The following is a 26,777-nucleotide window of genomic DNA, read 5'->3' on the forward strand; positions in this document are numbered from 1 at the left end:
GTTTTTTTATTTTTGCGGTATGGAAAAAGAAGTATCAACGACGGTAAAAGTGAGATTCAGCGACTGTGATCCGATTGGGCATTTAAATAATGTAAAATATTTAGATTACATGTTTAACGCCAGAGAAGATCATGTAGAAGAATTTTATGGTTTCACTTACGAAGAATATACGAAAAGAACGGGTTGCACGTGGATTGCTATTCAGAACGAGATCGCTTACTTAAAAGAAGTCAGATACAATACACAGGTAGTCATAAGCAGTAAAACCATCGAGATCCAGGACAGAACTGCAAAAGTAGAAATCCTGATGAAAAGCCTTGACGAAAAGACTATTCACGCGGTTTTGTGGGTTACTGTAATTTATTTTAATATTAAGACAAGAAAGTCTGAGGTTCATCCACAGGATATCAAAGATACATTCCACAAATTCTTTGTAAATTTAGAACAGAAAGATTTTCAGCCAAGAGTTAAATTTTTAAGATCGCAAAACGCGAAAAATTCATAAAGATGAAGAAAATAGCAGTAATAGGCAGCAACGGACAATTGGGAAACTGCATCAGAAAAATCGCTCCGGATTTTGGATTGGATTATGAATTTATTTTTACAGATTCAGCAACCTTAGATATAACCAAAGAAAATCAGGTTAAAGATTTTTTTTCTGAGCATAGACCGGAATTCTGTATCAATGCCTCAGCTTATACAGCGGTAGATCTTGCCGAGAAAGAAAGAGCAAAGGCATTTGCAGTAAATGCGTATGGTGTTGAAAATTTGGCAAAAGCTTGTGCAGATCACGCAACTGTTTTCATTCATATTTCCACAGACTATGTTTTTGATGGCGAAACCAATTTAGATTATTCCGAAGATGATTTCACAAGTCCCATCGGTGCCTATGGCGAATCAAAGAAAGAAGGAGAAGAATTGGCTTTAGAAGCAAATCCTGAAACTGTGATTTTGAGAACATCATGGCTATATTCAGAATTCAATAAAAACTTTGTAAAAACAATGTTGCATTTATTCGCTCAAAAAGACGAGCTTGGGATTGTTGGTGATCAGTTCGGCCAGCCTACCAATGCAAACGATTTGGCAGAAGCGGTCATGGAAATTATTGAGACACCTCAAAAAACTTTCGGAATCTTTCATTTCTCAAATTACCCGGAAACAACATGGTTTGAGTTTGCAAAAAAAATCGCAGACTTTTCAAAATCCTCTGTAAAACTAAATTCATTAACTACCGAGCAATATCCAACTCCTGCGAAAAGACCAAAAAGGAGTACTCTCTGTCTCGATAAAATTGAAGAAATTTATAAGATCGAACCCAAACATTGGGAAAACAGCTTGGAAGAATGTGTTCAAATTCTTTCGAGATAATTCTTGCTGATGAAAAATTTAATAATTACTACCTTGATTTTCTTTGCGCATTTAATAAGTGCACAAAATATATATCTCACAAAAGTTGAAAAAACAAACGTTAACACAGACAAATTCCTTTATCACCTAAAAGAATCGGGAAATGATGCACAATATCTTGGAGAAATTGAAGTACAAGGATTTTCAAAAGATGATGCAGCTGTTTTTTCGCAGATTTATAAAAAAGCAAAAGAAATCGGAGCCAATTCATTTTCGGTAAAGCCATTTGAAAGCATAGATGAGAATCCTCAGAAATTCAATGCATCTCACTATCGATTACAATTATTTTATATGCCTGCAGAAAAATTTTCATTGGAAGAAGGAAATCTTTATTTGTTTGCCGCTTCGCAAAAAGACCAGAAAATAAGCATTAACAGAAAAGATTACATACTACAGCCAAGAACATACCTGAAAATTTCTATGATTTCCGGAGAAATTTACACGATATCTACAAAAAAGCTTTTAGGTTCTACCATAAAAATTCAGAAAGGTGCTAAAAATTCAGATCAGTATTACCAGATTTCGTCTGCAAGATTAGGTAACAGCAGTAAAAATGATGGTACCCTACATTTAAAGTCAGGTGATATCGTTGGTTTAGAAAAATCTTTCGCCGAATTTCTATCAGTAATTTATCAGGAAACAAAATAAGTTTATCGATTAAATTTCTTTAAATAATGTCTTTGTATTTTCAGAGGCATTTCTTATATATTGATATATTTTATCTTTAAAAGATTGCTTTACATTTTGATTATTTTCTTGAGGAGCTCATTCCCTCTCTTTGCTGTATCTTTTTTGCGTTGGTCTCCGCTGCGCTCCGCCACCGCAAAAAAGGATGCCGCTTCGATCGGGGCTAGGGGGGAGGCGATAAAAATTACCATTGTTACCACTAAATTTAATTAGACCCAGCAATTTTATCAGTCATATTTATATACGACTCTTTGAATATTACCTTGAGACGACTAAAATTTTTTTAATTTCAGTTCATCCTTGTAATAAGCTCCGTAGAAGCACCATGTCTGCAGAGATTATTTATCAGAGAAAACAGCGGCATCTTCATCGTGTTTTAGAAAATCACCTGTAGTCATTGCGCTCCTGCGGAGCGCGTTCATTTGTTAATTTGGAAAAATCTGAAAGCCTGATCTTTACAAACATAAAATATCTGTAGCCAGATCACCGGCAATACATAAACTCCGGAGGAGAGCAATTTGCATCATGATTTATAAATGAAAGCTGGGTTCCGTAGAGAGCTGCACGCAAAGCTTCTTACACAAAGGTTACTAATAAATCATCTAATTAAGAAGATCCTTTCAGGTGCGATCTTTCCGGGAACCGCTCAAATACACTACTTTTCCACAATGAGCTCTGGAGGAGCGCCCTGTTTGCAGCAGAGAAATTCATGAAGAAAAGAGCGGCCTAACCAACGGTTACCCAGCGCCCTTCAGTGCTTATAGCACGATCCCCCATATTCTCAAACCCTCAAACCAGCATTCGTTGTCCCCCTTCACCTAACCTTCCACGTTAAATTTTTCTCTCAGACTTTCAGTGTCTTATGCTGTTATATGAATTAAACTTCAACATGATGTTAATTAAATTTGTGTGGATATAGAAAATGCCCTATCTTTGCCCCACTGAAAACGAGAGTGATTGGTAGCGCAGGAGAGCCTTAAAGCGGGCGTTTAAAGAAGATCCTATTTGGATATAAATTTAGGGAATTGCAAAAATTTAGTTGATAAAAATTTGTGAGGAAAGAAAAAGTTTATATCTTTGCAGTCCCGATAAAGGGAGCGCAGGAGTAGGGAAGTTTAGGTGTTGTAAATGGGAGATTAGGGTTACTAAAAAAACTTTAAATTTTTCACAAAAACATTTGGCTGTTTCGGAATAAATTATTACTTTTGCACACGCAAATACGGCAAAGCCCAACGACAGAAAAGGGTGGCCGGGGGAGCGGAAGAGAAGAGATCATTGAAAAATAGATATAACAACCAAGTAAGGAAAAACTAAAGCGTCAAAACTTTGAGTGAGCGTAAGACAAACATACAATGGAGAGTTTGATCCTGGCTCAGGATGAACGCTAGCGGGAGGCCTAACACATGCAAGCCGAGCGGTAGAAGATCTTCGGATCTTTGAGAGCGGCGCACGGGTGCGGAACACGTGTGCAACCTGCCTTTATCTGGGGGATAGCCTTTCGAAAGGAAGATTAATACCCCATAATATATTGAATGGCATCATTCGATATTGAAAACTCCGGTGGATAGAGATGGGCACGCGCAAGATTAGATAGTTGGTGAGGTAACGGCTCACCAAGTCAATGATCTTTAGGGGGCCTGAGAGGGTGATCCCCCACACTGGTACTGAGACACGGACCAGACTCCTACGGGAGGCAGCAGTGAGGAATATTGGACAATGGGTGAGAGCCTGATCCAGCCATCCCGCGTGAAGGACTAAGGCCCTATGGGTTGTAAACTTCTTTTATACTGGGATAAACCTACCCTCGTGAGGGTAGCTGAAGGTACAGTATGAATAAGCACCGGCTAACTCCGTGCCAGCAGCCGCGGTAATACGGAGGGTGCAAGCGTTATCCGGATTTATTGGGTTTAAAGGGTCCGTAGGCGGACTCGTAAGTCAGTGGTGAAATCTCATAGCTTAACTATGAAACTGCCATTGATACTGCGGGTCTTGAGTAAGGTAGAGGTAGCTGGAATAAGTAGTGTAGCGGTGAAATGCATAGATATTACTTAGAACACCAATTGCGAAGGCAGGTTACCATGTCTTAACTGACGCTGATGGACGAAAGCGTGGGGAGCGAACAGGATTAGATACCCTGGTAGTCCACGCCGTAAACGATGCTAACTCGTTTTTGGGCTTTCGGGTTCAGAGACTAAGCGAAAGTGATAAGTTAGCCACCTGGGGAGTACGTTCGCAAGAATGAAACTCAAAGGAATTGACGGGGGCCCGCACAAGCGGTGGATTATGTGGTTTAATTCGATGATACGCGAGGAACCTTACCAAGGCTTAAATGGGAATTGATCGGTTTAGAAATAGACCTTCCTTCGGGCAATTTTCAAGGTGCTGCATGGTTGTCGTCAGCTCGTGCCGTGAGGTGTTAGGTTAAGTCCTGCAACGAGCGCAACCCCTGTCACTAGTTGCTAGCATTAAGTTGAGGACTCTAGTGAGACTGCCTACGCAAGTAGAGAGGAAGGTGGGGATGACGTCAAATCATCACGGCCCTTACGCCTTGGGCCACACACGTAATACAATGGCCGGTACAGAGGGCAGCTACACAGCGATGTGATGCAAATCTCGAAAGCCGGTCTCAGTTCGGATTGGAGTCTGCAACTCGACTCTATGAAGCTGGAATCGCTAGTAATCGCGCATCAGCCATGGCGCGGTGAATACGTTCCCGGGCCTTGTACACACCGCCCGTCAAGCCATGGAAGTCTGGGGTACCTGAAGTCGGTGACCGTAACAGGAGCTGCCTAGGGTAAAACAGGTAACTAGGGCTAAGTCGTAACAAGGTAGCCGTACCGGAAGGTGCGGCTGGAACATCTCATTTTAGAGCGTCCTTAGACGTTAAACAAAAAAAGATACTTAAATGTATCATATACTTGCTTAAAAGAAAACGTTTTAGTTTTTACTCGGTTGCTTATATTATAAAAATACAAAACCCACTAGAAATTAGTATTAGGGAAGAGAGATAATTAACAATTATTAATTAATAATTATTAATTAGAGAGAGTCTCGTAGCTCAGCTGGTTAGAGCGCTACACTGATAATGTAGAGGTCGGCAGTTCGAGCCTGCCCGAGACTACTAATTGAAGGGATTAAAGTATTAAAAAGTTGAAAGATTAAAATATTAGCGATTGTTAATTTTTTAATTATTAAATCTTTTAATCATTTAATCTTACCTAGAGGGGGAATTAGCTCAGCTGGCTAGAGCGCCTGCCTTGCACGCAGGAGGTCAAGGGTTCGACTCCCTTATTCTCCACAGTTTTGCGAGTTTGATTTAAAAGTACGATGGATAGAGCCAAAACAAATATCCGTTTATCAGACTTTCAGAAAGACATAAGATCATTGACATTAACGGTAAAAATATCACAAAGAGAAAACCGAGCGCAATTAAGCGTTTGAGTTTACAAAAATAGCTTGGTAGTAATACTGAGCAAAAAATACTGAACTAATTAATAATTAGGAAAGAAATCGTTAAGGGCGTATGGCGGATGCCTAGGCTTTCAGAGGCGAAGAAGGACGCGGTAAGCTGCGAAAAGCTGCGGGGATCGGCACACACGAATTGATCCGCAGATGTCCGAATGGGGCAACCCGGCATGTTGAAGACATGTCACTCCGCAAGGAGAGCAAACCAGGAGAACTGAAACATCTAAGTACCCTGAGGAAAAGAAATCGAAGAGATTCCGTAAGTAGTGGCGAGCGAACGCGGATTAGCCCAAAAGCTTTTATATGTTTAATAGAATGTTCTGGAAAGAACAGCCATAGAGGGTGATAGCCCCGTATATGAAAGGCATACATAAGTGATAAATGAGTAGGGCGGGACACGTGAAATCCTGTCTGAATATGGGGGGACCATCCTCCAAGGCTAAATACTCCTGAAAGACCGATAGTGAACAAGTACTGTGAAGGAAAGGTGAAAAGCACTTCGAATAGAAGGGTGAAATAGAACCTGAAACCGTACGCCTACAAGCGGTCGGAGCCCACAAGTTGGGTGACGGCGTGCCTTTTGCATAATGAGCCTACGAGTTAATTTTACTAGCGAGGTTAAGGACTTCAGGTCCGGAGCCGGAGCGAAAGCGAGTCTGAATAGGGCGCTTAGTTAGTAGGATTAGACGCGAAACCTTGTGATCTACCCATGGGCAGGTTGAAGCTTTGGTAACACAAAGTGGAGGACCGAACCGGTTGACGTTGAAAAGTCTTCGGATGACCTGTGGGTAGGGGTGAAAGGCCAATCAAACTGGGAGATAGCTCGTACTCCCCGAAATGCATTTAGGTGCAGCGTCGTGTATAAGTTTATTAGAGGTAGAGCTACTGATTGGATGCGGGGGAGTCAAATCCTACCAATTCCTGACAAACTCCGAATGCTAATAAATGTTCCACGGCAGTGAGGGCGCGGGTGCTAAGGTCCGTGTCCGAGAGGGAAAGAACCCAGACCAACAGCTAAGGTCCCCAAATCTCTATTAAGTTGAAGCAACGCGGTTGGACTGCATTGACAGCTAGGATGTTGGCTTGGAAGCAGCCATTCATTTAAAGAGTGCGTAACAGCTCACTAGTCGAGCGGTCCGGCATGGATAATAATCGGGCATAAATAGAGTACCGAAGCTATGGATTTACAACTTTGGGTTGTATCTGGTAGGGGAGCATTCTGTTCGCACAGAAGCAGTATCGTGAGATATTGTGGAGCGTACAGAAAAGAAAATGTAGGCATAAGTAACGATAAAGCGGGCGAGAAACCCGCTCACCGAAAGACTAAGGTTTCCTCAGCCATGCTAATCAGCTGAGGGTTAGTCGGGACCTAACGCGAACCCGAAAGGGGTAGTGGATGGACAATGGGTTAATATTCCCATACTTGCTCACACTAAAAAGGGGACGGAGTGCCGTACCTGCTGGAGACTGACGGAATAGTCAAGGCCTAGCCTTCGGGCGAAGCTGCTGCAGGGAAAGTGCTTCCAAGAAAAGCCGAAGTGAAGCAACCCGTACCAAAACCGACACAGGTAGTCGAGGAGAGAATCCTAAGGTGCTAGAGTGAATCATGGTTAAGGAACTAGGCAAAATAGTCTCGTAACTTCGGAAGAAGAGACGCCAGCAGCAATGCTGGCCGCAGTGAAGAGGCCCAGGCGACTGTTTATCAAAAACACAGGACTCTGCTAAATCGAAAGATGCTGTATAGGGTCTGACACCTGCCCGGTGCTGGAAGGTTAAGGAAGGGCGTTAGCAGCAATGCGAAGCGTTTGACTGAAGCCCCAGTAAACGGCGGCCGTAACTATAACGGTCCTAAGGTAGCGAAATTCCTTGTCGGGTAAGTTCCGACCTGCACGAATGGTGTAACGATCTGGGCACTGTCTCAACCATGAGCTCTGTGAAATTGTAGTAACGGTGAAGATGCCGTTTACCCGCAATGGGACGAAAAGACCCTGTGAACCTTTACTATAACTTCGTATTGACTTTGAGTAAGTAATGTGTAGGATAGGTGGGAGACTTTGAAGCAGGCACGCTAGTGTTTGTGGAGTCAACGTTGAAATACCACCCTTTACTTACTTGGAGCCTAACTTCTTTTAGAAGGACACTGCGTGGTGGGTAGTTTGACTGGGGTGGTCGCCTCCAAAAGAGTAACGGAGGCTTTCAAAGGTACCCTCAGCACGCTTGGTAACCGTGCGTAGAGTGTAATGGCATAAGGGTGCTTGACTGTGAGACCTACAAGTCGATCAGGTGCGAAAGCAGGACATAGTGATCCGGTGGTTCCGTATGGAAGGGCCATCGCTCATAGGATAAAAGGTACTCCGGGGATAACAGGCTAGTCTCCCCCAAGAGCTCACATCGACGGGGAGGTTCGGCACCTCGATGTCGGCTCGTCACATCCTGGGGCTGGAGAAGGTCCCAAGGGTTGGGCTGTTCGCCCATTAAAGTGGCACGCGAGCTGGGTTCAGAACGTCGTGAGACAGTTCGGTCTCTATCTATTGCGGGCGTTAGATGTTTGAGAGGGCTTGATTCTAGTACGAGAGGACCGAATTGAACAAACCTCTGGTGTATCAGTTGTTCCGCCAGGAGCACCGCTGAGTAGCTACGTTTGGAAGAGATAAGCACTGAAAGCATATAAGTGCGAAACTCGCCTCAAGATGAGACATCTTTTAAGGGTCGTTGGAGATGACGACGTTGATAGGCTACAGGTGTAAAGTTGGTAACAGCATAGCCGAGTAGTACTAATTACCCGTAGATTTATTGCCTAATTGGCAACGCTTAATTGCGCAATCAAGGTTCTCTCTTTGTGAACATTTTTATCGATAAAAAGCCATAAGCTTAAGGCCTAAAACCTAATGCTTACAGCTATATACAACCTTTAGGGTGGTTTTAGCGGTGGGGCTCACCTGTTCCCATTCCGAACACAGAAGTTAAGCCCACCAGCGCCGATGGTACTGCGAAAGCGGGAGAGTAGGTCGCCGCCAGTCTTTTTTTTAAAGCTCCTTTATCAAACGATAAAGGAGCTTTTTTTTTGAAATAAACTGAAGCTAAATTTAAAGCTGACACAAAGGCAAAAATTATCTTGATATTTAAATAGCAGATTTTTTTATGTCCAGCCGACTTTAACAGGCCGCTCCTCCGGAGCTTGATCATCTTAACTGATCAATCAATCAATCAATCAATCAATATGATCTATGTTCTATGAACAGCTCGCCACTTCGTGGCTCTGCGGCGTAAAGAATCTTTTAGCTTACAACCTGTCATAAAACTCCGTTTACGTTGACCAATAAAGAATTGTTTTGTTATCAATTAGAATGAAGTTCAATACAAAAACGTGATTACCGAAACTTAAACCTAAACCTAAATCAGAAATTTTAATATTTTTGACACCGCATGAGGGAATATACCTCACCCTAACCCCGATCGAAACGACATCCTTTTGTGTTCTTTGGAAAAAGCACAGGCAACAAAAAAGATACAGTGAAGAAAGGGTAGAAGCTCCTGATGATAGTGAAAGTGATAATTAGTAAAGTTTTGAATGCTTTAAGAAACTGCCGAACTGTTGAAATTAATTTAGGCTCTTAAAACCTACTCAGAATTCCCCAGTGGATTTTGATATCATTAAATTTGAAAGGATTCCCAAATTCATTACCATTCGATAGCTGAAAACTCATTAAACCAATCGGAATAAAAAAGTTAAAACCCAGCCCGACACTGTATAATTTTGGCTTTACCTTGAGCGATTTGTTATTTAGCTGCCCATATTGTCCAAATACATCGAAAAATGCCTGATTACCGATCAGATACCGATATTCCAGACCTCCGTAATAGTAGAAATCGGCGGCAAGAGAATTTTCATTAAAACCGCGTAAGGAATTCCAGCCTCCAAAACGGTAGAGCTCGTTGGCAGAAAAATCAATTTTAGAATCCATCATTGCACCTTCGCCTTTTATATTGAGAAAGTGATTACCGTTGATGTGATAATTATGTTCCCCGAAAAAGTAAAACTGATTTTGCGGAGCCGTAACATCATCTTTGGTATAAACGGTCGTCAGATAATCATATCCGGCGCTAATTTTCGTCTTATAAAGAAACAAATCAATGTCTGTAGGTTCTATCATTTCAAACCAGATTCCGATGCCTTTTTTGTTGTAATCTTTTCCCTGAACGTAAAGTGAATCGATAATTGTAGAGCTTTCAAAAGTTCCCCGCAGACCTATCTTATTTCGACTGTTCATGTGATAATATAAAGCAGGAAGTGCTTTTACATTGGCAAAAGTAGAATCTTGTCTGAAAATATTTACTTTCATATTCAAACCAACATTTGACTTAAATAAATATGGAATATCGGTTTGTAAATCGAAATTTTGACCTTTATCCGGGTTTCTCTGCCAATATAAATTCACAGTTTCAAAACTGTTAAACATATTTCTGAAATTGACATTCAGTGTTCCGTTTAGAGTGAATTTTTCTGTTTTATCATTTCCAAAACCAATGACACCATCAAAACTATTGGTCTTTTTCTTTTCCATAAACAGATAAATCTGTGTAGAATCTTTTGTGAAAAGCGTTTGTGGTGGCCGTTCGAGGCTTACAAAAGCATGGCTCTGAAAATTTTTATTGATCGAAATCAAATTTTTATCATCGTATGTTTTTCCTTTAAATTCCTTCTCGAGATTTTTCATAAATCTTTTAGGAACTTTCGAATACCCTTTTACCACAAAACCATCGATTGTCCGTTTATCATTTTTATTAATATCGAGCTCTACATTAGGATACCCGTTTTTCTGACCTTTGTATTTTGACTTGATTCTGCTGAATGCAAAACCATCATCAATATATTTTTTGTTGATTACTTTTTTGGTTGAGTCTAAATTTTTAGTGAAAAATTCACTTTGTAATTTATGTTTTTTGATGATAGAATCTGAAAGTGTGACAAATGTCTCGTTAAAATTTTTCCCTTTATCATAAATGATTTCTGTGCTGTCACCTTTTATTTTCACTTCTTTCAACTCAGTGAAGAAGTAATTGCTTTGCGCTAAAGAATCGAGAAATTTGACTGCAGAAGCTGAATCTTTTACCTTTTTTTTGACTTTAGTTTCAGAATCGATCAGAAAATAATGCTTTTTCTGCGCTTGTACAAAAACGCAAAACAGGATAAAAAATATGTTTAGAAATAATTTCAACTTTTCTTAATGGTCCAAATATTTTAATACTAACTAAAATTTGTTTTAATAACTGAATTTAAGCTAGTTTATTATACTTTTTCATGAGATTCTCATATGTTCCCTGTGGCAAAACCCATTTCAAAGGAACTCCGATCTTCTGTCCGAATTTACCGAAATAATAATGAGCTTTCCACTTATTTTTAGCTAAAAGTGCATCAATATATTTTGCAACTTCTGACGGTTCGGTTCCGACGCCAACATGAGAATTCATCAAAGCATATACTTTATCAAAAACAGTTGCGTAAGGCTCAGAAACTTTGGTTTTCACTCTGTTTTCTGCTATATTAGTTTTTATATCACCCAGATGAAGCGAGCAGACATCAATATTCCAAGAGTAAACTTCGTATCGCATTGCTTCTGTTACTTTGTCTAACGCAGATTTTGAAGCAGAATAAAATCCACGAAAAGGTAGCCCCATCTCACTTCCAATACTCGAAACATTGATGATTTTCCCAAATTTATTCTCTCTCATTTTAGGTAAAACAGCGCTCATCATCTGAACGGCACCCACAAGATTCAGATTAAAAAGTTTTAAAATATCTTCTTTAGTAGAATCTTCCACAGAACCAACCATTCCCATTCCGGCGTTATTTATTAAGACATCGATTCTGGTTTCTGTCTTCAGAATTTCAGCAATTGCACTCTGAACAGCGTTGTTGTCGGTAATATCAGTAGGGATTGATTTGAAAAACTGACTTTCGGTAAATTTCCGGCTTAAACCGTAAACTTTATGACCTTTCTTCCCGAAATATTCTGCTAATACGAATCCTATTCCTGAGGAAGTTCCGGTGATGATGATTGTTTGTGACATTTAGTAATAGAAATATTTATTTGATTGAGGAATTTTGAATTTATTTTCGCCGATCCTAAAACCGTTCATTTTTATAAGTGTGGTAAATTTATGAATAATCTCTTTATGAAAATCTTTCGGTATATCTGTTTTTTCATCATCGCAAGTTGAATATTCTTCATCGATAATTACTTTACCTGTGGAGAAATTGACTTCGTTGATGACATTATAATCACAGGTGTCATCCAATTGATGTTGCACACCAATCAGATAAAAATCTCCATTTTGAAATCTAAATGTATATTTTGACGTTTCTGAATGTCTCGAGTTTGTGAAAAAGTGCTGAGAAATGATAAGACAGTTATGTTTTATCATTACATTAAGCTCATTAGTGGTAGGATAAAATCCGAATTTACTGTCGATTATTATTGTAGAATTTTCCTTCCAGATTTTTAAGTTTCCACTGATGTTTTTGAGAATATAAAATTTCCGCTCAAGTCCTTCTGATTTTGTTTTTATGTTGGTATTGAAAATTATGACTGTCTCTTCTTTTCCGTCTTTATCCAAATCTCCTTTTACTTCCAGAATTTTTTCATAATTCTTTGGAATTGTAAAATTTTTAAGTTCTTGAGAGCGTAGGAATGTAGAAATGATTAATGCAATAAACAAAAAGAGATTTTTCATGAGTCTTTGTTTAAAATTTCAGACAAATCTTCCCAAAACGTCGGGTAAGATTTATCGACAACATTTTCATCTTCAATATTCAATTTTTTAATCAAACAAAATGGTGCAAAACTCATCGCCATTCTGTGATCCTGATATGTTTTGATGGATATTTCTTCCTCAATGTCTTTAAATGCTAAAGATTTTATGGTTGAATCTGTAATTTCAGTTTCTGCTCCCAGCTTTTTAAGTTCTTGATGTAAAGCCAAAAGTCGATCAGTTTCTTTTACTTTTAAAGTTCCCAAGCCTGAAATTTCAAACGGAATTTTCAAAGCTGCTGCGGTTACACAAAGCGTTTGAGCAATATCCGGACAGTTGTTCATATCCAAAATAATATTTTCAGGAAAATGGAAATTTTCAATAGGTTGAAGGGTCAGTTTGTGTTCGTCTTCTGTGAAAATAGTTTTAATTCCGAAAAACTTTTCATAAATATGAGTAATGACAGAATCTCCTTGTGTTGATTCCTTGTAAAAACTTTTCAGATGTATCGTTTCTCTTCCGATTGCTGCAAATGAATAGAAGTAAGACGCCGAACTCCAGTCACTCTCTACTTCATAATTGATGTTTGATAAGCGATTATTGATGAATGATTCAACTTTGATTGTGTTCCCTACAAATGTATTTTTAATGCCGAATCTTGTCATAATATCTAAAGTCATTTCAATATATGACCTTGAAGTAATGTCTCCGATCAAATTTATTTCTAAACCATTTTCTAACTTTCCCGCTACCAATAAGAGCGAAGTAATGAACTGACTCGAAATATTTGCAGGAATAATTACTTTTTTCCGGATAATTTTTCTTCCTGTAATTTTCAAAGGCGGAAAGCCTTCATTTTCTAAATATTTGATGTCAACTCCCAAATTTTGTAAAGCATTCACCAGATCTAGGATAGGTCTTTCTCTCATTCTTCCGGAACCGGTAAGAATGGTCGTTTTTCCTTCCTGAATTGAATAATAGGATGTCAAAAAACGCATTGCCGTTCCTGCATGATGAATGTCGACAGTTTCAGTACTTGAAGAGAGTGCTTTTTTGAGTAATTGTGTGTCTTGAGAATTTGATAAATTCCCGATTTGTATGTTTGAAAATAAACTTTCTAAAATCAACAAACGATTCGAAATACTTTTCGAACCGCTGATTTGTATGGTTTTATTTTCTGTTAATTTTGATTTTTCTAACTTCATTATTTTTCCAGTTTAAGATTACATCAGATTTCAGAATTTAATAATTTACTATCCTATTTTAATTTATCATTATTCTGATGCCGATCTTTATCCCGGTCAGTTTTAAGTTTCATTTTTCTGTCAAAAGCCTCCTGCAGATTGGTTCCGGTTTGGTTGGCCAGACATAAGGTGACAAATAAAACATCTGCCAATTCTTCACCTAAATCTTTTGTTTTATCACTTTCTTTTTCACTTTGCTCGCCATATCTTCTTGCAATGATTCTTGCAACTTCTCCGACTTCTTCAGTAAGCATTGCCATATTGGTAAGCTCATTAAAATAGCGTACACCAATGGTTTTGATCCATTCGTCAACTTGCTGCTGAAGATTTGTAATTTCCATTAAGATTTATGGCTAATCTGTTGTTCCAGTTCAATGATTTTAGTATTCAGCCTTGCTATTTCAACTTCTTTTTCTTGAATTTCTGAATCTCCCAATTTTCCAGTAAGATTAGCAACTCTTTTAAAAAACTTTCTTACGATTAGGTACACTACAGTAAGAATAATAAAGATAATTATGTTAAAAATATTTAAATCCATCGATAAAAATTTAAATTACTGATATGCTCCTAAGGTCGGGTTTGTCGTTCTGGTAACTCCTACAATATCGGTCGGAACTGTTGCAGCAACTAAGACCGACCCCTTATTTCTTGCCGGCGAATCTGCTTTTACCCGTAAATTCATCTGTGCAGTAAAGTAATTAATAAATTTCGGATCTTCATTTTTCACACTTTGAATCACATGAATTGCGTCAGAAAAATTATATCCTGCTTCTGAAGTGTTGTTGTATTTTATCGATGAATTTTGTATCAAATATTCAAATTGACTTGTACCTGCCTGCTCTAAATTTATAGAATTATCTCTGTCAGAATATACGATACTATTGAGGATGTCTAACTTCTGCAAAGCAGCAATTTCGATTACTCCATTTTCATTTTTCCATTCGTTGGTTGCGAAAATTCCCATTCGGTTACGAGAACTCATAGTTCCAGAATAATTGGCAATTGTTGCGTGTTTATAAGTATGGTTTCCGCCTAATAAAATTCCAATCGCTGATTCTCCACAATTATTCATTACTAAATTTTCAGCATTAACTGTAGATCCTACAGCATAAATTCCGTATTCCTGAAAGGTGTGGATAAAAGAATTTTTTATTGTGGCAGTGGTCTGCTTCATATCAAGACCTTTTGTTCCCCCGAAAAGCCTGGTGTGGTTCATATTAAGAATAGAAGCAGGTTCCATTTTGATAGAATTCCAGTTTCTAGGAATGGTATCGTAATATGGGTCGTTCCTGTCTCCACGCATGATGATTTGGTCTGCTTGAGTTCCGTTGAGATTTAGTTTTGCTCCGGCGGCAATTTTCATTCCGCTGTTTTTGTGAAAATACACTTTTGTTCCCGCCTGAACATCTAAAGTTATATTTTGATCAACGGTAAGATTACCATATATGATTTTAGCTTTACTATTCGTCCAGTTTGTATTGCTAGTCAAAATATTAGGATTTGAAGGGGTCTGAATAAAAAATTCGGCATCCTGAACCACAGAAAATAAAGTAACATGCTGTTGTCCTGCAGGGCTTGTGAAAATCACACGGTCTTCAGCAATTGCTTCAGGACCTGTTGCTTGCGGGGCAATTTCCACAAAAATAAACAGACTGTCTTTCTTTCTTAAAGGAACATTGGTAAAATCATGACCCGCTTTTCCGTCAACATTGATTCTATATAAAGAAGCAGATCCTTTCTCAAGATTGATTCTCGGGATCATAATATCTTTGTCTTCATTATTATACACTTTCACAGCATAAGTTTCGGAGCGCACCTGATGATAAACGGTATCACAAAATACAGTGTCTCTCGAAAAACTGAGTTCCTGAGACGGTGCACCAAAAGAAATCTCGTCTTTGTTGCAAGAAATGGCTAAAACAAACATCCAGAAAGAGCAAAACAGCAGTAATTTGAATTTCATTGAAATTTAAGTTTAAATAGATTCCAAATTTAACGAAAATACTTCAACTTTAATATGTTGCTATCCATTGTTTTTTCTATAGTTTGCTAACGATGTGTTTATTATAATGTTTTTCGATAAATTTCAAAATGGATTTGTTATCTGTGAAAAATTATTGCTTAACTATTTGTATATTATAAAAAAAATTGTATTTTTGCAACCTAAAATTTAGCAGAGAAATACCATTACTATTTCGAAAGCAAACTTTAATTTTTTTTAAAAATTGTATTATGAAAAAAGGAATTCACCCAGAAAATTATAGACTTGTTGTTTTCAAAGATATGAGTAACGACGAAGTATTTGTAGGTAAATCTACTGCTGACACAAAAGACACGATCGAGCACGAAGGTGTAGAGTACCCATTGATCAAAATGGAAATCTCTTCTAGCTCTCACCCTTTCTACACAGGAAAGACCAAATTGGTTGATACTGCAGGTAGAGTAGACAAGTTCATGAATAAATACAAGAAATTCTCTAAATAATTTTTTGTTTTAAAATATTTAAAGTCTTCCAATTTTTGGGAGACTTTTTTTGTGATTAAATTTTATCAAAATTAAATTCATATTGCAAAAATTTATTCAATGATTCGTATTTTTGTAAAAAGCTGAGTGATTGTAAATTTCCTGCCTCAAGCATCCAGCTTCCAACCTAAAAACTATATTAAAATGCAACTCGTATTTTCAGATGCACAATATTGGGAAGATTTTCTTCCGCTTACTTTTACTCGTCCTGTTGCAGAAATGCGATGCGGAATTCTTACTTTCTCCGAAAGATGGCAGAGAATTTTAGCAAACGAAGAAGTATCTTTTTTCACCGAAAATTATCTTCAATGGAAATTTAAAAATCCGGAAGATGTAGAAAGTCTTTTTTTAGTTGCGAATTTCTTGCCGACTGAAACAATCATTCGACAGATAAAAGACTTGAAATTAGGTGAAGCTTTGGTTTATGAAGATGAGTTAATCGCGGCAAAAATCAATATGAAAGGTTTTTCTCTGAACCAGATTGAGAAAATGACCGATATCAAAGAAGAATTGATTTTCTTTAAAAAACCTACTGACCTTTTTACGTATAACGATAAAGCCATTGATTTTGATTTTGAATTATTAACAAAAGGTAAAACTTCTCAGGAGTTATCTTCTACCAACGGATTTTTAGGAAATAAGGAAGATTTATTCATTGAAGAAGGAGCCCAAGTCGAATTCTCTACCATCAATACCAAAACAGGAAAAATCTATATTGGAAAAAATGCAGAGGTAATGGAAGGATGCAATCTTCGTGGGCCGATTGTTTTATGCGAGGAGTCTAAATTTAATTTAGGAGCAAAAATTTACGGTGCGACTACGGTTGGTCCGCATTGCAAAGTGGGTGGTGAGGTGAATAATATCGTTATTTTCGGATATTCTAATAAAGGTCACGATGGTTTTGTCGGAAATTCTGTGATAGGCGAGTGGTGTAATCTGGGCGCGGATACCAATTCTTCCAATCTCAAAAACAATTATGCCAATGTAAAACTTTGGAGTTACAGGACGAAGCTTTTTGAAGATACAGGTTTGCAATTTGCTGGTCTGATAATGGGTGATCATTCTAAAACGGCCATCAATACCCAATTAAATACAGGAACTGTGGTTGGTGTAGCTTCCAATATTTTCAGGGAAGGCTTTCCTCCGAATTTAATTGAAAACTTTTCTTGGGGCGGATTTAAAGATGATGAAAGATTTAAATTAGACAAAGCCTATGAAGTTGCCGAGAAAGTGATGGCAAGAAGAAAATTACCTTTAACAGGCGATGACAAGGCAATTTTAAAGCATATTTTTGACGAATATTAAAGCATATAATTACAAAACTTCAAACTATTTTGAAGTTTTTTTGTTTTGCATGTAATGTTTTTCAGTTTTTAAATGTCTTACTTATAGAAACAAACTTATGACCCAGGAGACTTTCAAGAATACGGTTTTCATTCTCAAAGATGAGATGTATCGTTTTGCGAAAAGATTTGTCATGAGTAGTGATGAGGCAGAAGATGTGGTGCAGGATTTAATGATCAGGTTTTGGCAGAAAAAAGATGAACTGGAACAGTTCGGTAATTTCAAATCCTATGCATTAAAATCAGTAAAAAATGAATGCCTCAACCGATTGAAACACCACGATGTGAAGTTGGGCTTTGCAGATCTGCAACTTCACCGGTCAGAACTTTACAGTATGGATGTGAATAATCTAAAGGAGCATATCATTGGTTTTATCAATCAGCTTCCTGAAAAACAAAAAATGGTCATCCATTTGAAAGATGTAGAAGAGTATGATGTTTCTGAAATTTCCGAAATGCTGGAAATGGAGGAAAATGCAGTAAGAGTGAATCTTATGCGGGCAAGACAAAAAGTAAAAGAACAAATCTCACAACTGATGAGCTATGAGCAACGAACAATATCTGGATAAATATAAAGAAGTCTTCAAAGACTTGAAAGAGGAAAAAATGAACTGGGATTTTGAAGATTTTCTTCAAAAAGCAGAAGGTAATGCAGATCATGAAGGAGAAATCATTCCTATAAGTAAAGCTAAGCCTTCTTTCCCAAAGTGGTTTTGGATGGCAGCAAGTGTAATTTTGCTTTTCAGTATCGTATTAATTTTTAAATACAATCAAAATGCAGATGTAGAAAATCAGGCACAATTAGTTGCAAATGAAATTCAAAAGCAAAAATCTGATTTTATTAAAGAAAACCACGAGCACGAAACACAAGTTGCTGTATTGAGTAACGATTCGATTTCCGGAGAAAAAAGGGACTCTATTTTTGAGGAAAATTCCTTAGCGGAAGTTGATGTTTTAGATAAAATTCTTTCGAAGAAAAGCAGAATTAAAAAGGAAACAAAGCCTAGATACGTCAGCAATTCTGCTATTAAAAATATAAAAGATTCCACAGGATATAAAGATTCTTATGTGATCGTCAACGGAAAAAGAATCGATAATATGGAAGAAGCCATCAATGTTACCAAATATTCGTTTCAGGTGGTTGCCAACAATATGAATCAAGCTTTGGCACAGCCCAAGGTAATGGATAACGTAGAATACTAATAGAACAATCAATATAGATTACGCAACTGATCAGGCTTGTAGTCAACTAAATTTTAATTAAAGTCATGAAAAAAATATTTATCATATTCGCACTCGCTTTTTCACATTTCTTCAATGTGTACGGGCAAAAAGAAAAACTTGATCAATTGTTTGACAGATATCAGGAAGTGGAAGGTGTAACCTCCATTAAAATTGCAAAACCCATGTTCGGTATGCTGAGCAATCTGAATATAGGGGATTCTGAGTTGGATCAGATAAAGCCTTTGCTTGCAAAAATCAACAGTTTGAAAGTTTTGATCACCGAAAGTCCTGAAAACGGAAAGTCTCAGAATAATCTCAATCAGCTGAATAAAGAAATTACGTCTTATCTCAAAAACATGAATTACAGTGAAATGATGTCTGTAAAAAATGGGGACAGCAAGGTAAAATTTCTTTCTTCCGAAGCGAAAAACGGAATTCTTGAAGATATCCTTCTGAGAATTGATAGCGGAGATGGCGAGAATATTCTCGTGATGCTTGATGGGAAGCTTTCCATGGATGATGTGAATAAAATCATCAACTCCGGCGAAACAAATAATGCATCAACACATACAACTACGACATTAAAGAGCGGGTTTAATTCCGAAAATAATTCATCTTATCTAAATGGAGAAAACCGGAATGTGAGTGAGTTTTCCGGAATCAATGTAAGTTCAGGGATAAACGTGGTTTTCAAACAGGAAAATGCCACCAATGTAAGAGTATTTGCAGATTCTGATAAACTTCAAAATGTGATCACAAGAGTGGAAAATGGAGTTTTGAAAGTCTACATCGATACTAAAGGAGTTAAAAAGCTAAAATTCAAAAATCTGAGTGTGAATATCTCTTCACCAAAAATGGATAATGTTAAGGTTTCATCTGGTTCCAATTTTACGGCGGTAAATTCAATTAAAGAAAATAACCTCAGAATTGAAGCTTCTTCAGGAGCTTTAGTCAGTGGAAAATTTACAATAGCAAATACGGCTGATCTTAATGTTAGTTCGGGGTCTAATGTAAAAACAAACATCACGTCAGGTAAAGTGATGGTAAAAAGCTCAAGCGGCTCAAGTGTCAATGTAGAAGGAAATGCAGATATTGGAATGATTGATGTAAGCAGCGGCTCAGTCATCAAAGCTGAAAATTTTCGATTAAATATAGCAGAAGTGGAAGCCACATCGGGAAGCAGTGCTTCTGTGAATGTAAAAGATAAAATGAGGGTAAAGGCATCTTCCGGAGGTTCTGTAAGATACAAAGGAAATCCTAAAATCGATTCTGATGTTAGTAAAATGTCCGGCGGAAGTCTTTCTTCAATCAATTAATTTTAAAAGAGCTACCATGAAAATATTTAAAACTTTATTTGTTGCCATTTGTACAACGATTCTGATGCAATCATGCTTGGTTTCAGAAAAACCGAATATGGCATTTTTTTCAAAGTCAGAGTATGATTATAAAGGAGCGAAGTTCGTAAGCATCAATGTACCCCTATTTTTAGCTAAACCTTACATCAAAAAAGCTTTGAGAGAAGAAGGTGATAATGAGGCTGTCATTGCATTAGTCAAAAAAGTTTCTAAAATAAAAGTTCTTACAGTAGAAAACGGAAACAAAAAAATGCTAAAAGAGTACGCTAGTTATTTAAACGATAATAATTATGAAGACTGGGCAACAATAAAGCATGACGGCAATAATGTCAACATCAGGGTCAAGCAAAAAGGTGAATCTATTAAAAATATGCTGATCACTGTAAATTCGGATCAGGATTTAGTTTTTGTAGATGTAAGAGGAAGCTTTACCTCAGATGATATTTCGAAAATGATCAGCAAGGTTTCAGATAAATAAATTCATATTCATTTATTTTTATATTGTTAAAAGTTGCGATCGCTATGATTGCGACTTTTTAATTTAATTTATGGATTATTAAGTTTCATTTAAACTATTAAAAAGGATTTTCGTATCTCGCCTAAAAGCCTTAATTTTGCAAGAAAGTAAAGATGTCTATTCATAACAAAATTGTAGAGACAGCCATCACTTTCGATGACGTTCTTCTCGTACCTTCTTATTCAGAAGTTTTACCTAACCAGGTTTCTTTAAAGTCAAGACTTACCGATAAAATCACGCTTAATGTTCCTATAGTTTCTGCTGCGATGGATACTGTTACGGAAGGCGAGCTGGCAATTGCTCTTGCAAGAGTGGGCGGTTTAGGTTTTATTCATAAAAACATGACGATTGCCGAGCAAGCTGCACAGGTCAACCGTGTGAAACGCTCAGAAAACGGAATGATCTCTGATCCTGTGACCTTGACAAAAGATCATACTTTGGCTCAGGCTAAAGAAACAATGGCTAAATATAAAATATCAGGTCTGCCTGTTGTAAATGCTGATAATGTTTTGATCGGAATTATTACCAACAGAGATGTAAAATATCAGGAAAATCTTGATATGAAGGTAGAAGAGATCATGACAAAAGATAAGCTGATCACATCAGATAAAACCACCAATCTTGAGAAGGCAAAAGAAATCCTTCTTAAAAACAGAGTAGAAAAACTTCCTATTGTAGATAAAGATTATAAATTGGTTGGTTTGATTACCATTAAAGATATTGACAATCAACTAGAATATCCAAACGCCAATAAAGATGAAAACGGCCGTCTGATCGTAGGCGCAGGAGTTGGGGTTGGTGAAGATACAATGGATAGAATTGCGGCTTTAGTGCAAGCCGGAGTAGATATTATCGCCATTGATTCTGCACACGGACATTCCAAAGGAGTTTTAGAAAGAATTTCAGAAATCAGAAAAGCATATCCCGATTTAGATTTGGTAGGCGGAAACATCGTTACTGCCGAAGCTGCGAAAGATTTGATTGAAGCTGGCGCAAACGTTCTTAAGGTAGGTGTTGGTCCGGGATCTATTTGTACAACCAGAGTAGTTGCAGGAGTTGGTGTTCCGCAATTGTCGGCCATTTATAATGTTTATGAATATGCTCAGTCTAAAAATGTAACTGTTATCGCAGATGGCGGAGTAAAACTTTCAGGAGATATCGTAAAAGCTATTGCAAGCGGAGCAGGAGCCGTAATGGTAGGTTCTCTCTTAGCAGGAACAGATGAGGCACCAGGTGAAGAAATCATTTATCAGGGAAGAAAATTCAAAGCCTATCAAGGAATGGGAAGTCTTTCTGCTATGAAAAGAGGTGGAAAAGAAAGATATTTCCAGAGTGAAGCTAAAAAATTCGTACCGGAAGGTATTGAAGGCAGGGTTCCACATAAAGGAAAGCTGGAAGACGTGATTTTTCAGTTAACGGGGGGACTTAGAGCAGGAATGGGCTACTGTGGAGCAAAAGATATCGATGCTTTACAAAAAGATACTAAAATGGTAATGATCACCGGTAGTGGATTGAAAGAATCTCACCCACACGATGTCATTATTACACAGGAAGCTCCGAATTATTCTTTATAGACAATTTTTTTGGCATACATAAAAAAACTCGCAGAGTTTCTGTGAGTTTTTTTACTTAATTTTTCTGAATCTGAATCTCTGCTTGATCACAGCATTTAAAAACTGGCCTTTGGACCGCGCCGCTTTAAATTTTTCAACGATATCACTTGGTACTCTCTGGTAATCGTATACAGAACCAGACTGATATACAATTCGTAATATCTCAGTTTCAGGGAAATATCTGTAATCTTTTACAACTGATGAAGGCATGATTAACTTCATCAAAAAATATTCCCAACAGTATGTTTTATTTCAGTTTATCTTTAAAATCATCGATTCGAAAGTCGGTGTAAGCATTTCCTTTTTCTATTTTTTCTTTAGAATACAGTCTGAAATCATTTTCAGTTTTTTCCAAAAGATAATCATAAGGTCCAACCTGAGAAATCAATTTTACCAAAACCGGAGAAATTTCCAGGCAGATAAAAAGCCCCATGATAAAAGCTGCAGCAGTTGCAATAATGGCCGAGTTTTTTCCCAATTCATCTAAAGCCTGAAGCCGCGCAGCAAAACCGTTGAATTTATCCTCAATAGTTTCTGTGGATTTTCTTTCCGTTTCTAGATTGGTATAAACCTTAGATATTTCTTTGTCTAAATATTCTAATCTCGGAGCTGCCTGCTTTTGATAGTTTTCAAGATCTACTCTTCTTTGCTCTTTTAGCTCCTGCTTACGTTTTGCATTAGGTCCGAAACCTTCTTTACCACTCGTTAGTCCTGATTGTTTTCCTAAAATTTCTTTTTCGAGCTCTACCGCTGCAGAATCGTAAGACTTTTGGTACTGAGCGATTTTTTCTGAAATCTGCTTTTTCTCAATATCAAACGGGCCGCTTTGCTGTAAAATCCTTCCGGTCATTTCACCCTGAAGCTGTTTTTTGTTTCTTTGAATGATGGTATTTAGCTGTTTGTTGACTTCCTTTTCGAAAATCTTAAGCTCCAAAGGTTTTGAAATAATAATTCCTAAAAATGTTGCTAAAATCAATCTTGGAATCGACAATAAAATCTGGTTCCACCACGTTCCTGTTTTTTTAATTGATGAAACAATATAGCGGTCAAGATTAAAAATCATTAACCCCCACAAAATACCGAAACCTACCGAAATCCAAATATCATCAAATACGGTATACATTGCATAGCCTGCAGATAATGTAGCAAAAACTGCAGTGAATAAGACAATTCCACCGATTCCTGAGAATTTATTCCATTCGCTTGGCGTCTTTTTTAAGATATGAATATTTCCTCCGGAGCAGATCATCAGGAATTTCTGAAACCAGTTTATTTGATGATTTGTTTGATTTATAATTGGTTGACTGTTTTTCATTATTGAAAATTTATACAAAATTAGTATTAAAAATCATACCAATGTTACAAATAGTAATATGTTTTACCAAGTATAGTTGTTTTGTAATATAAATCATTGTTTTCAAAGTACTTACTATTAAAAGATGTTAAATATTAAGTTATTGTTACATTTTCAAACTTGATGTACTTGAGAATTGATAAAAAAATGATAGGTTTGCAATCGAATATTTAATAATATAGAGAGAAATGAAAAGAATCGGTACTATTTTATTGCTTATATTTTTTGTTAATTCATTTTCGCAGGATTTACACAAAGAATGTGGCTTTGATAAAATAATGCAAAAATTGGATGACAGACATCCGGATTTAAAAAGAGCACGGGAAGAAGGTGAGCAGAAGATCAATAATATGAATCAACAGGCTTTTCTAAATAAAGTAGGTGCATCTTCATCGTGGAACGCTCTCTATACAGGACAATTATATGAAATCCCAGTGGTCGTGCATGTTATAGAATCTCAGGATCCTGCAAATGCCAACTTGGCAGTAACAGATCAGGAAATTATCAATTGGATAGCCAGAGCAAACAGCATGTATGCAACAACTTATGGCAATGGGTTTTATCCAGAAGGAGCTGGCCCTACAGGAGGAAATGTAATTCCATTTAAACTTGTTTTGGCAAAAAGATCTCCCACATGTATGCCTACAACAGGTATTGTAAGATACAACGGAAGTACGCTCCCAGATTATGATCAGAACGGAGTGACAGATTCCGGAGCTACAGATACACAAATTAAAAACGAACTTGCTCCACACTGGCCGGAAAATTCGTATTTTAATATTTATGTAGTTATTGGTTTTGACGGTCAGCAGCAATTATCTTATGGGCTCATGGGATATGCATCATTTCCAAGCTCATACGATTACGACTATGAAAGTTTTATGAAAGTGGCGACGATAAAGAATCAGAATGATACCACGCTTACCCACGAGCTGGGTCATGCTTTTGGTCTTTATCATACGTTCCAGGGGATTTCGGCTAACAGTCAGACTACCTGTCCGGTAAACAACAACTGTGCAACACAAGGTGACTTAGTTTGTGATACTTCACCTTCAAGAAGCATGTATGGGGTTGCAATACCAACCAATAATGCTATAGATCCGTGTACAGGCCAAAATTATGATGGTACGCAGTACAATGTCATGAATTATACGAATTCTAACCGTAAGTTCACAGAAGGACAAAGAAACAGAGCTGTCCTGCTGATGATGGAATACAGAAAAAATCTCATCAATTCGCTTGCGGGTACGGATCCTGCAACGGTTATTGCTTCACCTGTTTCTGTGGTGAATGCTCAATGCAACCCTACAGGAATAATAAATCCGACTAACAGCGCTGTCGGACCAACACGACTGATATTCGGAAATATCAGTAGCATCAGCAATGGATATGATTCTGACGAAGCATCACCTCTTTTTTATGCAAATTACGCTGCTGCAACATGCATAAGACCTGCTTATTTTACAGACATTACCTCAAATGTAGCAACAGAGTTGAGAGTGACCTATGCTTACACATTTAATCATGCCGAAAAATTTAGAACGAAAGTTTGGATTGATTATAATAACAACGGGACTTTTGAAAACACAGAACTGGTAGTTAATAATCTTTCGGCTAATCTTACAAATTCAGGACTCACTCTTATCAATAATATTACACCTCCGGCAACTGCTGTTAAGAATGTGTATTTAAGAATGAGAATAGCAGTAGATGCTGCTACATTTAATGGAGTGACTTTCCCGGATTATGATGCTTGTTCGCAATTACGATATGGGCAAATGGAAGATTACGCGGTGAGAATCTTAGATACATTAGGTACTTCGGAGATGAATAACAATAATACTGAAACTAAAATTGTTTATATCAAAGCAGATAACAGACTTCAGCTTTTTGGAAGCACTAAAGCTAAATTTGGTGATTATCAAATCTATGACATGAGCGGAAAACTAATTCAGAGAGGAAATTCAAAAACAAATGAAATTCAGATCAACCAGCAATTAGTAAAAGGAGCATATATCATCAACTACACAGAAGGTGATCAACAAGGATCGAAAAAATTCCTTAACAATTAAATAGACGAAGCCCTTTTTTAAAAGGGCTTTTTTTATGTTTAAATTCAAAGATAAAGAAACTATTGATTCTGTTATTTTTTCTTTAATAATCAGCTATTTCATACGATCCGGATTTTGTTTCAGAAAGCTTTCCCAGCCAGTATAAGATTTTGTATCAGCAATTGTACCCGAATTGAAGTGATGGCAAACTGCTACAGCCAAACCATCAGAGGCGTCAAGATATTTAGTGGGAAATTCTTTCAAATTCAAAAGATTTTTGAGCATTCCGGCCACCTGCTCTTTGCTGGCATTTCCATTTCCGGTAATAGCCATTTTAATTTTTTTGGGCGAATATTCTGTAATCGGAATGTTTCTGTGAAGACTAGCTGCCATCGCAACTCCCTGGGCGCGACCCAATTTTAGCATCGATTGTACATTTTTTCCAAAGAAAGGTGCTTCCAGTGCTACTTCATCAGGATGATATTGATCAATCAGCGCAAGTGTTTTTTCAAAAATATATTTAAGTTTTGTTTCGTGATTAGGATATTTCTTTAGAATAAGTTCATGAATAGAAATCATTTCCATCTGCCCTTTTTTTATCGAAATAAGTCCAAAACCCATAATGGCAGTTCCCGGGTCGATACCTAAAATTATTTTCTCTGCTGAAATCATCGCTCCAAAGATATGACATTCTGCATTTTAATTGGAAAATTTTAATCAACTTATCCTTTCTTTTTATACTTTAGTGAAAAATATTATCATGAAAATATTTACTAGCTTAATGGCTGTCAGTATCTTAACTTTCTTCGGAGTGGGGCAGGTTAAAAGCCAGTCTCAATCTTTAAAGGAAGTGAGTGTGCAAAGCAAAAATGAAATTCTATATCTTTTTTTTAAGATCAGAAAAGATCAGTCTGGTTTAGAAAAAATTTCTCTCAATGATCAGAAAATTGTGAATGGAAAGATGAAATCAATGCCGGCTTTTAATGAAAATGAGCTCGAAAACGGTGATTTAATCATTACTTTATACGACAGGAGCGGGAAAGAAATTTATATACAAAATGCTAAAAATCCTTTAAATCCGGAATTGGAAAGCTTCGGAGATAAGATGGGAAGACATAAGCTTACCTTGCAGGAAAGTGAGTTTAGTTTTAGATTTCCGCATTTTTCAGAGATTAAATTTGTAAAAATTGAAAAATTCACAGATTCTAAAAAACACCTGCTATTCACTCAAAACTTGTAAT

At 37.2% G+C, this 26,777-nt stretch carries 22 protein-coding genes, 2 tRNA genes and 3 rRNA genes; 17 read left to right on the plus strand and 10 right to left on the minus strand.

The features are described 5' to 3' along the window. Positions 1–19: 19 nt before the first annotated feature. From K0U91_RS08105 to rrf, 8 genes are all read left to right on the plus strand, one after another. Positions 20–505: an acyl-CoA thioesterase gene (locus K0U91_RS08105; RefSeq protein ID WP_219971752.1), complete on the plus strand. Its 486-nt coding sequence runs from the start codon at positions 20–22 to the stop codon at positions 503–505. A 2-nt stretch (positions 506–507) separates the two neighbouring features. After that, positions 508–1,368: a dTDP-4-dehydrorhamnose reductase gene (rfbD, locus tag K0U91_RS08110; protein ID WP_220179046.1), complete on the plus strand. Its 861-nt coding sequence runs from the start codon at positions 508–510 to the stop codon at positions 1,366–1,368. A 9-nt stretch (positions 1,369–1,377) separates the two neighbouring features. Then, complete coding sequence (locus tag K0U91_RS08115) at positions 1,378–2,055, plus strand: hypothetical protein (RefSeq protein WP_219971754.1); 678 nt, start codon at positions 1,378–1,380, stop codon at positions 2,053–2,055. Between the two features lie 1,388 nt (positions 2,056–3,443). Continuing rightward, positions 3,444–4,960: ribosomal RNA gene (locus tag K0U91_RS08120) — 16S ribosomal RNA — on the plus strand. Between the two features lie 181 nt (positions 4,961–5,141). After that, positions 5,142–5,215: transfer RNA gene (locus tag K0U91_RS08125), tRNA-Ile, on the plus strand. A gap of 103 nt (positions 5,216–5,318) precedes the next feature. After that, positions 5,319–5,392, plus strand: a tRNA-Ala gene (locus K0U91_RS08130). Positions 5,393–5,597: 205 nt separating this feature from the next. Then, positions 5,598–8,357 (plus strand): 23S ribosomal RNA (locus tag K0U91_RS08135). Positions 8,358–8,471: 114 nt separating this feature from the next. Continuing rightward, positions 8,472–8,579: ribosomal RNA gene (gene rrf, locus K0U91_RS08140) — 5S ribosomal RNA — on the plus strand. Together the 16S, 23S and 5S rRNA genes with 2 tRNA genes alongside form the textbook arrangement of a ribosomal RNA operon. A 594-nt stretch (positions 8,580–9,173) precedes the next feature. Here rrf and K0U91_RS08145 read toward each other — a convergent pair. From K0U91_RS08145 to K0U91_RS08175, 7 genes are read right to left on the minus strand one after another with little or no spacing between them, the layout of a single operon-like run. Then, positions 9,174–10,778, minus strand: a complete 1,605-nt coding sequence (locus K0U91_RS08145) for a BamA/TamA family outer membrane protein (RefSeq protein WP_220180703.1) — start codon at positions 10,776–10,778, stop codon at positions 9,174–9,176. Between the two features lie 58 nt (positions 10,779–10,836). After that, positions 10,837–11,631, minus strand: coding sequence for an SDR family oxidoreductase (locus K0U91_RS08150; protein ID WP_219970238.1), 795 nt, complete (start codon positions 11,629–11,631; stop codon positions 10,837–10,839). After that, the gene (locus K0U91_RS08155; protein WP_220180704.1) at positions 11,632–12,294 is read right to left on the minus strand and encodes a hypothetical protein; all 663 of its coding nucleotides are present in this window, start codon (positions 12,292–12,294) and stop codon (positions 11,632–11,634) included. Further along, positions 12,291–13,517 carry a 3-phosphoshikimate 1-carboxyvinyltransferase gene (locus tag K0U91_RS08160; protein ID WP_220180705.1) on the minus strand — a complete coding sequence of 409 codons (1,227 nt, stop codon included), beginning with the start codon at positions 13,515–13,517 and terminating at the stop codon, positions 12,291–12,293. Before K0U91_RS08160 ends, K0U91_RS08155 begins: the two co-directional genes overlap by 4 nt. Before the next feature lie 53 nt (positions 13,518–13,570). Then, positions 13,571–13,897, minus strand: a complete 327-nt coding sequence (locus K0U91_RS08165; protein WP_219970241.1) for a nucleotide pyrophosphohydrolase — start codon at positions 13,895–13,897, stop codon at positions 13,571–13,573. Further along, entirely contained in the window at positions 13,897–14,094 is a 198-nt protein-coding gene (locus K0U91_RS08170; RefSeq protein ID WP_220180706.1) for a hypothetical protein, read from the minus strand. The genes K0U91_RS08165 and K0U91_RS08170 overlap by 1 nt, the downstream gene beginning before the upstream one ends. A gap of 15 nt (positions 14,095–14,109) precedes the next feature. Continuing rightward, a complete protein-coding gene (locus K0U91_RS08175) occupies positions 14,110–15,519 on the minus strand; it encodes a hypothetical protein (protein WP_220180707.1) in 1,410 nt (469 codons plus the stop codon). A gap of 269 nt (positions 15,520–15,788) precedes the next feature. Between K0U91_RS08175 and K0U91_RS08180 the strand changes: the two genes are divergently transcribed. The 7 genes from K0U91_RS08180 (at position 15,789) to guaB (ending at position 22,092) form a co-directional block, all read left to right on the plus strand. Then, entirely contained in the window at positions 15,789–16,040 is a 252-nt protein-coding gene (locus tag K0U91_RS08180) for a type B 50S ribosomal protein L31 (RefSeq protein ID WP_047445187.1), read from the plus strand. Positions 16,041–16,223: 183 nt separating this feature from the next. Next, complete coding sequence (locus K0U91_RS08185; protein ID WP_220180708.1) at positions 16,224–17,384, plus strand: GlmU family protein; 1,161 nt, start codon at positions 16,224–16,226, stop codon at positions 17,382–17,384. 97 nt (positions 17,385–17,481) lie between these two features. Then, positions 17,482–17,991, plus strand: coding sequence for an RNA polymerase sigma factor (locus K0U91_RS08190; protein ID WP_220180709.1), 510 nt, complete (start codon positions 17,482–17,484; stop codon positions 17,989–17,991). Beyond that, positions 17,966–18,625 carry a hypothetical protein gene (locus K0U91_RS08195; RefSeq protein ID WP_258561929.1) on the plus strand — a complete coding sequence of 220 codons (660 nt, stop codon included), beginning with the start codon at positions 17,966–17,968 and terminating at the stop codon, positions 18,623–18,625. Before K0U91_RS08190 ends, K0U91_RS08195 begins: the two co-directional genes overlap by 26 nt. 65 nt (positions 18,626–18,690) lie before the next feature. Continuing rightward, on the plus strand, positions 18,691–19,962 hold the full coding sequence (locus K0U91_RS08200; protein WP_220180710.1) for a DUF4252 domain-containing protein: 1,272 nt from the start codon (positions 18,691–18,693) through the stop codon (positions 19,960–19,962). Positions 19,963–19,978: 16 nt separating this feature from the next. Then, entirely contained in the window at positions 19,979–20,479 is a 501-nt protein-coding gene (locus tag K0U91_RS08205; protein WP_220180711.1) for a DUF4252 domain-containing protein, read from the plus strand. Positions 20,480–20,631: 152 nt separating this feature from the next. Then, on the plus strand, positions 20,632–22,092 hold the full coding sequence (guaB, locus tag K0U91_RS08210; protein ID WP_219970248.1) for an IMP dehydrogenase: 1,461 nt from the start codon (positions 20,632–20,634) through the stop codon (positions 22,090–22,092). Positions 22,093–22,143: 51 nt separating this feature from the next. Here guaB and K0U91_RS08215 read toward each other — a convergent pair whose 3' ends face one another. Both K0U91_RS08215 and K0U91_RS08220 read right to left on the minus strand, forming a co-directional pair. After that, entirely contained in the window at positions 22,144–22,353 is a 210-nt protein-coding gene (locus tag K0U91_RS08215) for a KTSC domain-containing protein (RefSeq protein WP_259429329.1), read from the minus strand. A 25-nt stretch (positions 22,354–22,378) separates the two neighbouring features. After that, entirely contained in the window at positions 22,379–23,446 is a 1,068-nt protein-coding gene (locus tag K0U91_RS08220) for a DUF4407 domain-containing protein (RefSeq protein WP_220180713.1), read from the minus strand. A 317-nt stretch (positions 23,447–23,763) separates the two neighbouring features. On the opposite strand from K0U91_RS08220, the gene K0U91_RS08225 reads away from it, so the two are divergent. After that, on the plus strand, positions 23,764–25,557 hold the full coding sequence (locus K0U91_RS08225) for a zinc-dependent metalloprotease (protein ID WP_258561930.1): 1,794 nt from the start codon (positions 23,764–23,766) through the stop codon (positions 25,555–25,557). Between the two features lie 93 nt (positions 25,558–25,650). On the opposite strand, the gene ruvC is transcribed toward K0U91_RS08225, so the two are convergent. Further along, positions 25,651–26,205, minus strand: a complete 555-nt coding sequence (ruvC, locus tag K0U91_RS08230; RefSeq protein ID WP_219970571.1) for a crossover junction endodeoxyribonuclease RuvC — start codon at positions 26,203–26,205, stop codon at positions 25,651–25,653. 91 nt (positions 26,206–26,296) lie between these two features. Between ruvC and K0U91_RS08235 the strand changes: the two genes are divergently transcribed. Next, the gene (locus tag K0U91_RS08235; RefSeq protein WP_220180715.1) at positions 26,297–26,776 is read left to right on the plus strand and encodes a hypothetical protein; all 480 of its coding nucleotides are present in this window, start codon (positions 26,297–26,299) and stop codon (positions 26,774–26,776) included. The last annotated feature ends 1 nt before the right edge of the window (position 26,777 follow it).

The organism is Chryseobacterium sp. LJ668 (genome assembly GCF_019613955.1).
Lineage (GTDB): Bacteria > Bacteroidota > Bacteroidia > Flavobacteriales > Weeksellaceae > Chryseobacterium.

Bases quoted from the DNA above. Each gene is read 5' to 3' on its own strand.
- K0U91_RS08105 (WP_219971752.1), top strand. From the start codon at position 20: ATGGAAAAAGAAGTATCAACGACGGTAAAAGTGAGATTCAGCGACTGT.
- rfbD (WP_220179046.1), top strand. From the start codon at position 508: ATGAAGAAAATAGCAGTAATAGGCAGCAACGGACAATTGGGAAACTGC.
- K0U91_RS08115 (WP_219971754.1), top strand. From the start codon at position 1,378: ATGAAAAATTTAATAATTACTACCTTGATTTTCTTTGCGCATTTAATA.
- K0U91_RS08150 (WP_219970238.1), bottom strand. From the start codon at position 11,631: ATGTCACAAACAATCATCATCACCGGAACTTCCTCAGGAATAGGATTC.
- K0U91_RS08155 (WP_220180704.1), bottom strand. From the start codon at position 12,294: ATGAAAAATCTCTTTTTGTTTATTGCATTAATCATTTCTACATTCCTA.
- K0U91_RS08160 (WP_220180705.1), bottom strand. From the start codon at position 13,517: ATGAAGTTAGAAAAATCAAAATTAACAGAAAATAAAACCATACAAATC.
- K0U91_RS08165 (WP_219970241.1), bottom strand. From the start codon at position 13,897: ATGGAAATTACAAATCTTCAGCAGCAAGTTGACGAATGGATCAAAACC.
- K0U91_RS08170 (WP_220180706.1), bottom strand. From the start codon at position 14,094: ATGGATTTAAATATTTTTAACATAATTATCTTTATTATTCTTACTGTA.
- K0U91_RS08175 (WP_220180707.1), bottom strand. From the start codon at position 15,519: ATGAAATTCAAATTACTGCTGTTTTGCTCTTTCTGGATGTTTGTTTTA.
- K0U91_RS08180 (WP_047445187.1), top strand. From the start codon at position 15,789: ATGAAAAAAGGAATTCACCCAGAAAATTATAGACTTGTTGTTTTCAAA.
- K0U91_RS08185 (WP_220180708.1), top strand. From the start codon at position 16,224: ATGCAACTCGTATTTTCAGATGCACAATATTGGGAAGATTTTCTTCCG.
- K0U91_RS08190 (WP_220180709.1), top strand. From the start codon at position 17,482: ATGACCCAGGAGACTTTCAAGAATACGGTTTTCATTCTCAAAGATGAG.
- K0U91_RS08195 (WP_258561929.1), top strand. From the start codon at position 17,966: ATGAGCAACGAACAATATCTGGATAAATATAAAGAAGTCTTCAAAGAC.
- K0U91_RS08200 (WP_220180710.1), top strand. From the start codon at position 18,691: ATGAAAAAAATATTTATCATATTCGCACTCGCTTTTTCACATTTCTTC.
- K0U91_RS08205 (WP_220180711.1), top strand. From the start codon at position 19,979: ATGAAAATATTTAAAACTTTATTTGTTGCCATTTGTACAACGATTCTG.
- guaB (WP_219970248.1), top strand. From the start codon at position 20,632: ATGTCTATTCATAACAAAATTGTAGAGACAGCCATCACTTTCGATGAC.
- K0U91_RS08215 (WP_259429329.1), bottom strand. From the start codon at position 22,353: ATGAAGTTAATCATGCCTTCATCAGTTGTAAAAGATTACAGATATTTC.
- K0U91_RS08220 (WP_220180713.1), bottom strand. From the start codon at position 23,446: ATGAAAAACAGTCAACCAATTATAAATCAAACAAATCATCAAATAAAC.
- K0U91_RS08225 (WP_258561930.1), top strand. From the start codon at position 23,764: ATGCAAAAATTGGATGACAGACATCCGGATTTAAAAAGAGCACGGGAA.
- K0U91_RS08235 (WP_220180715.1), top strand. From the start codon at position 26,297: ATGAAAATATTTACTAGCTTAATGGCTGTCAGTATCTTAACTTTCTTC.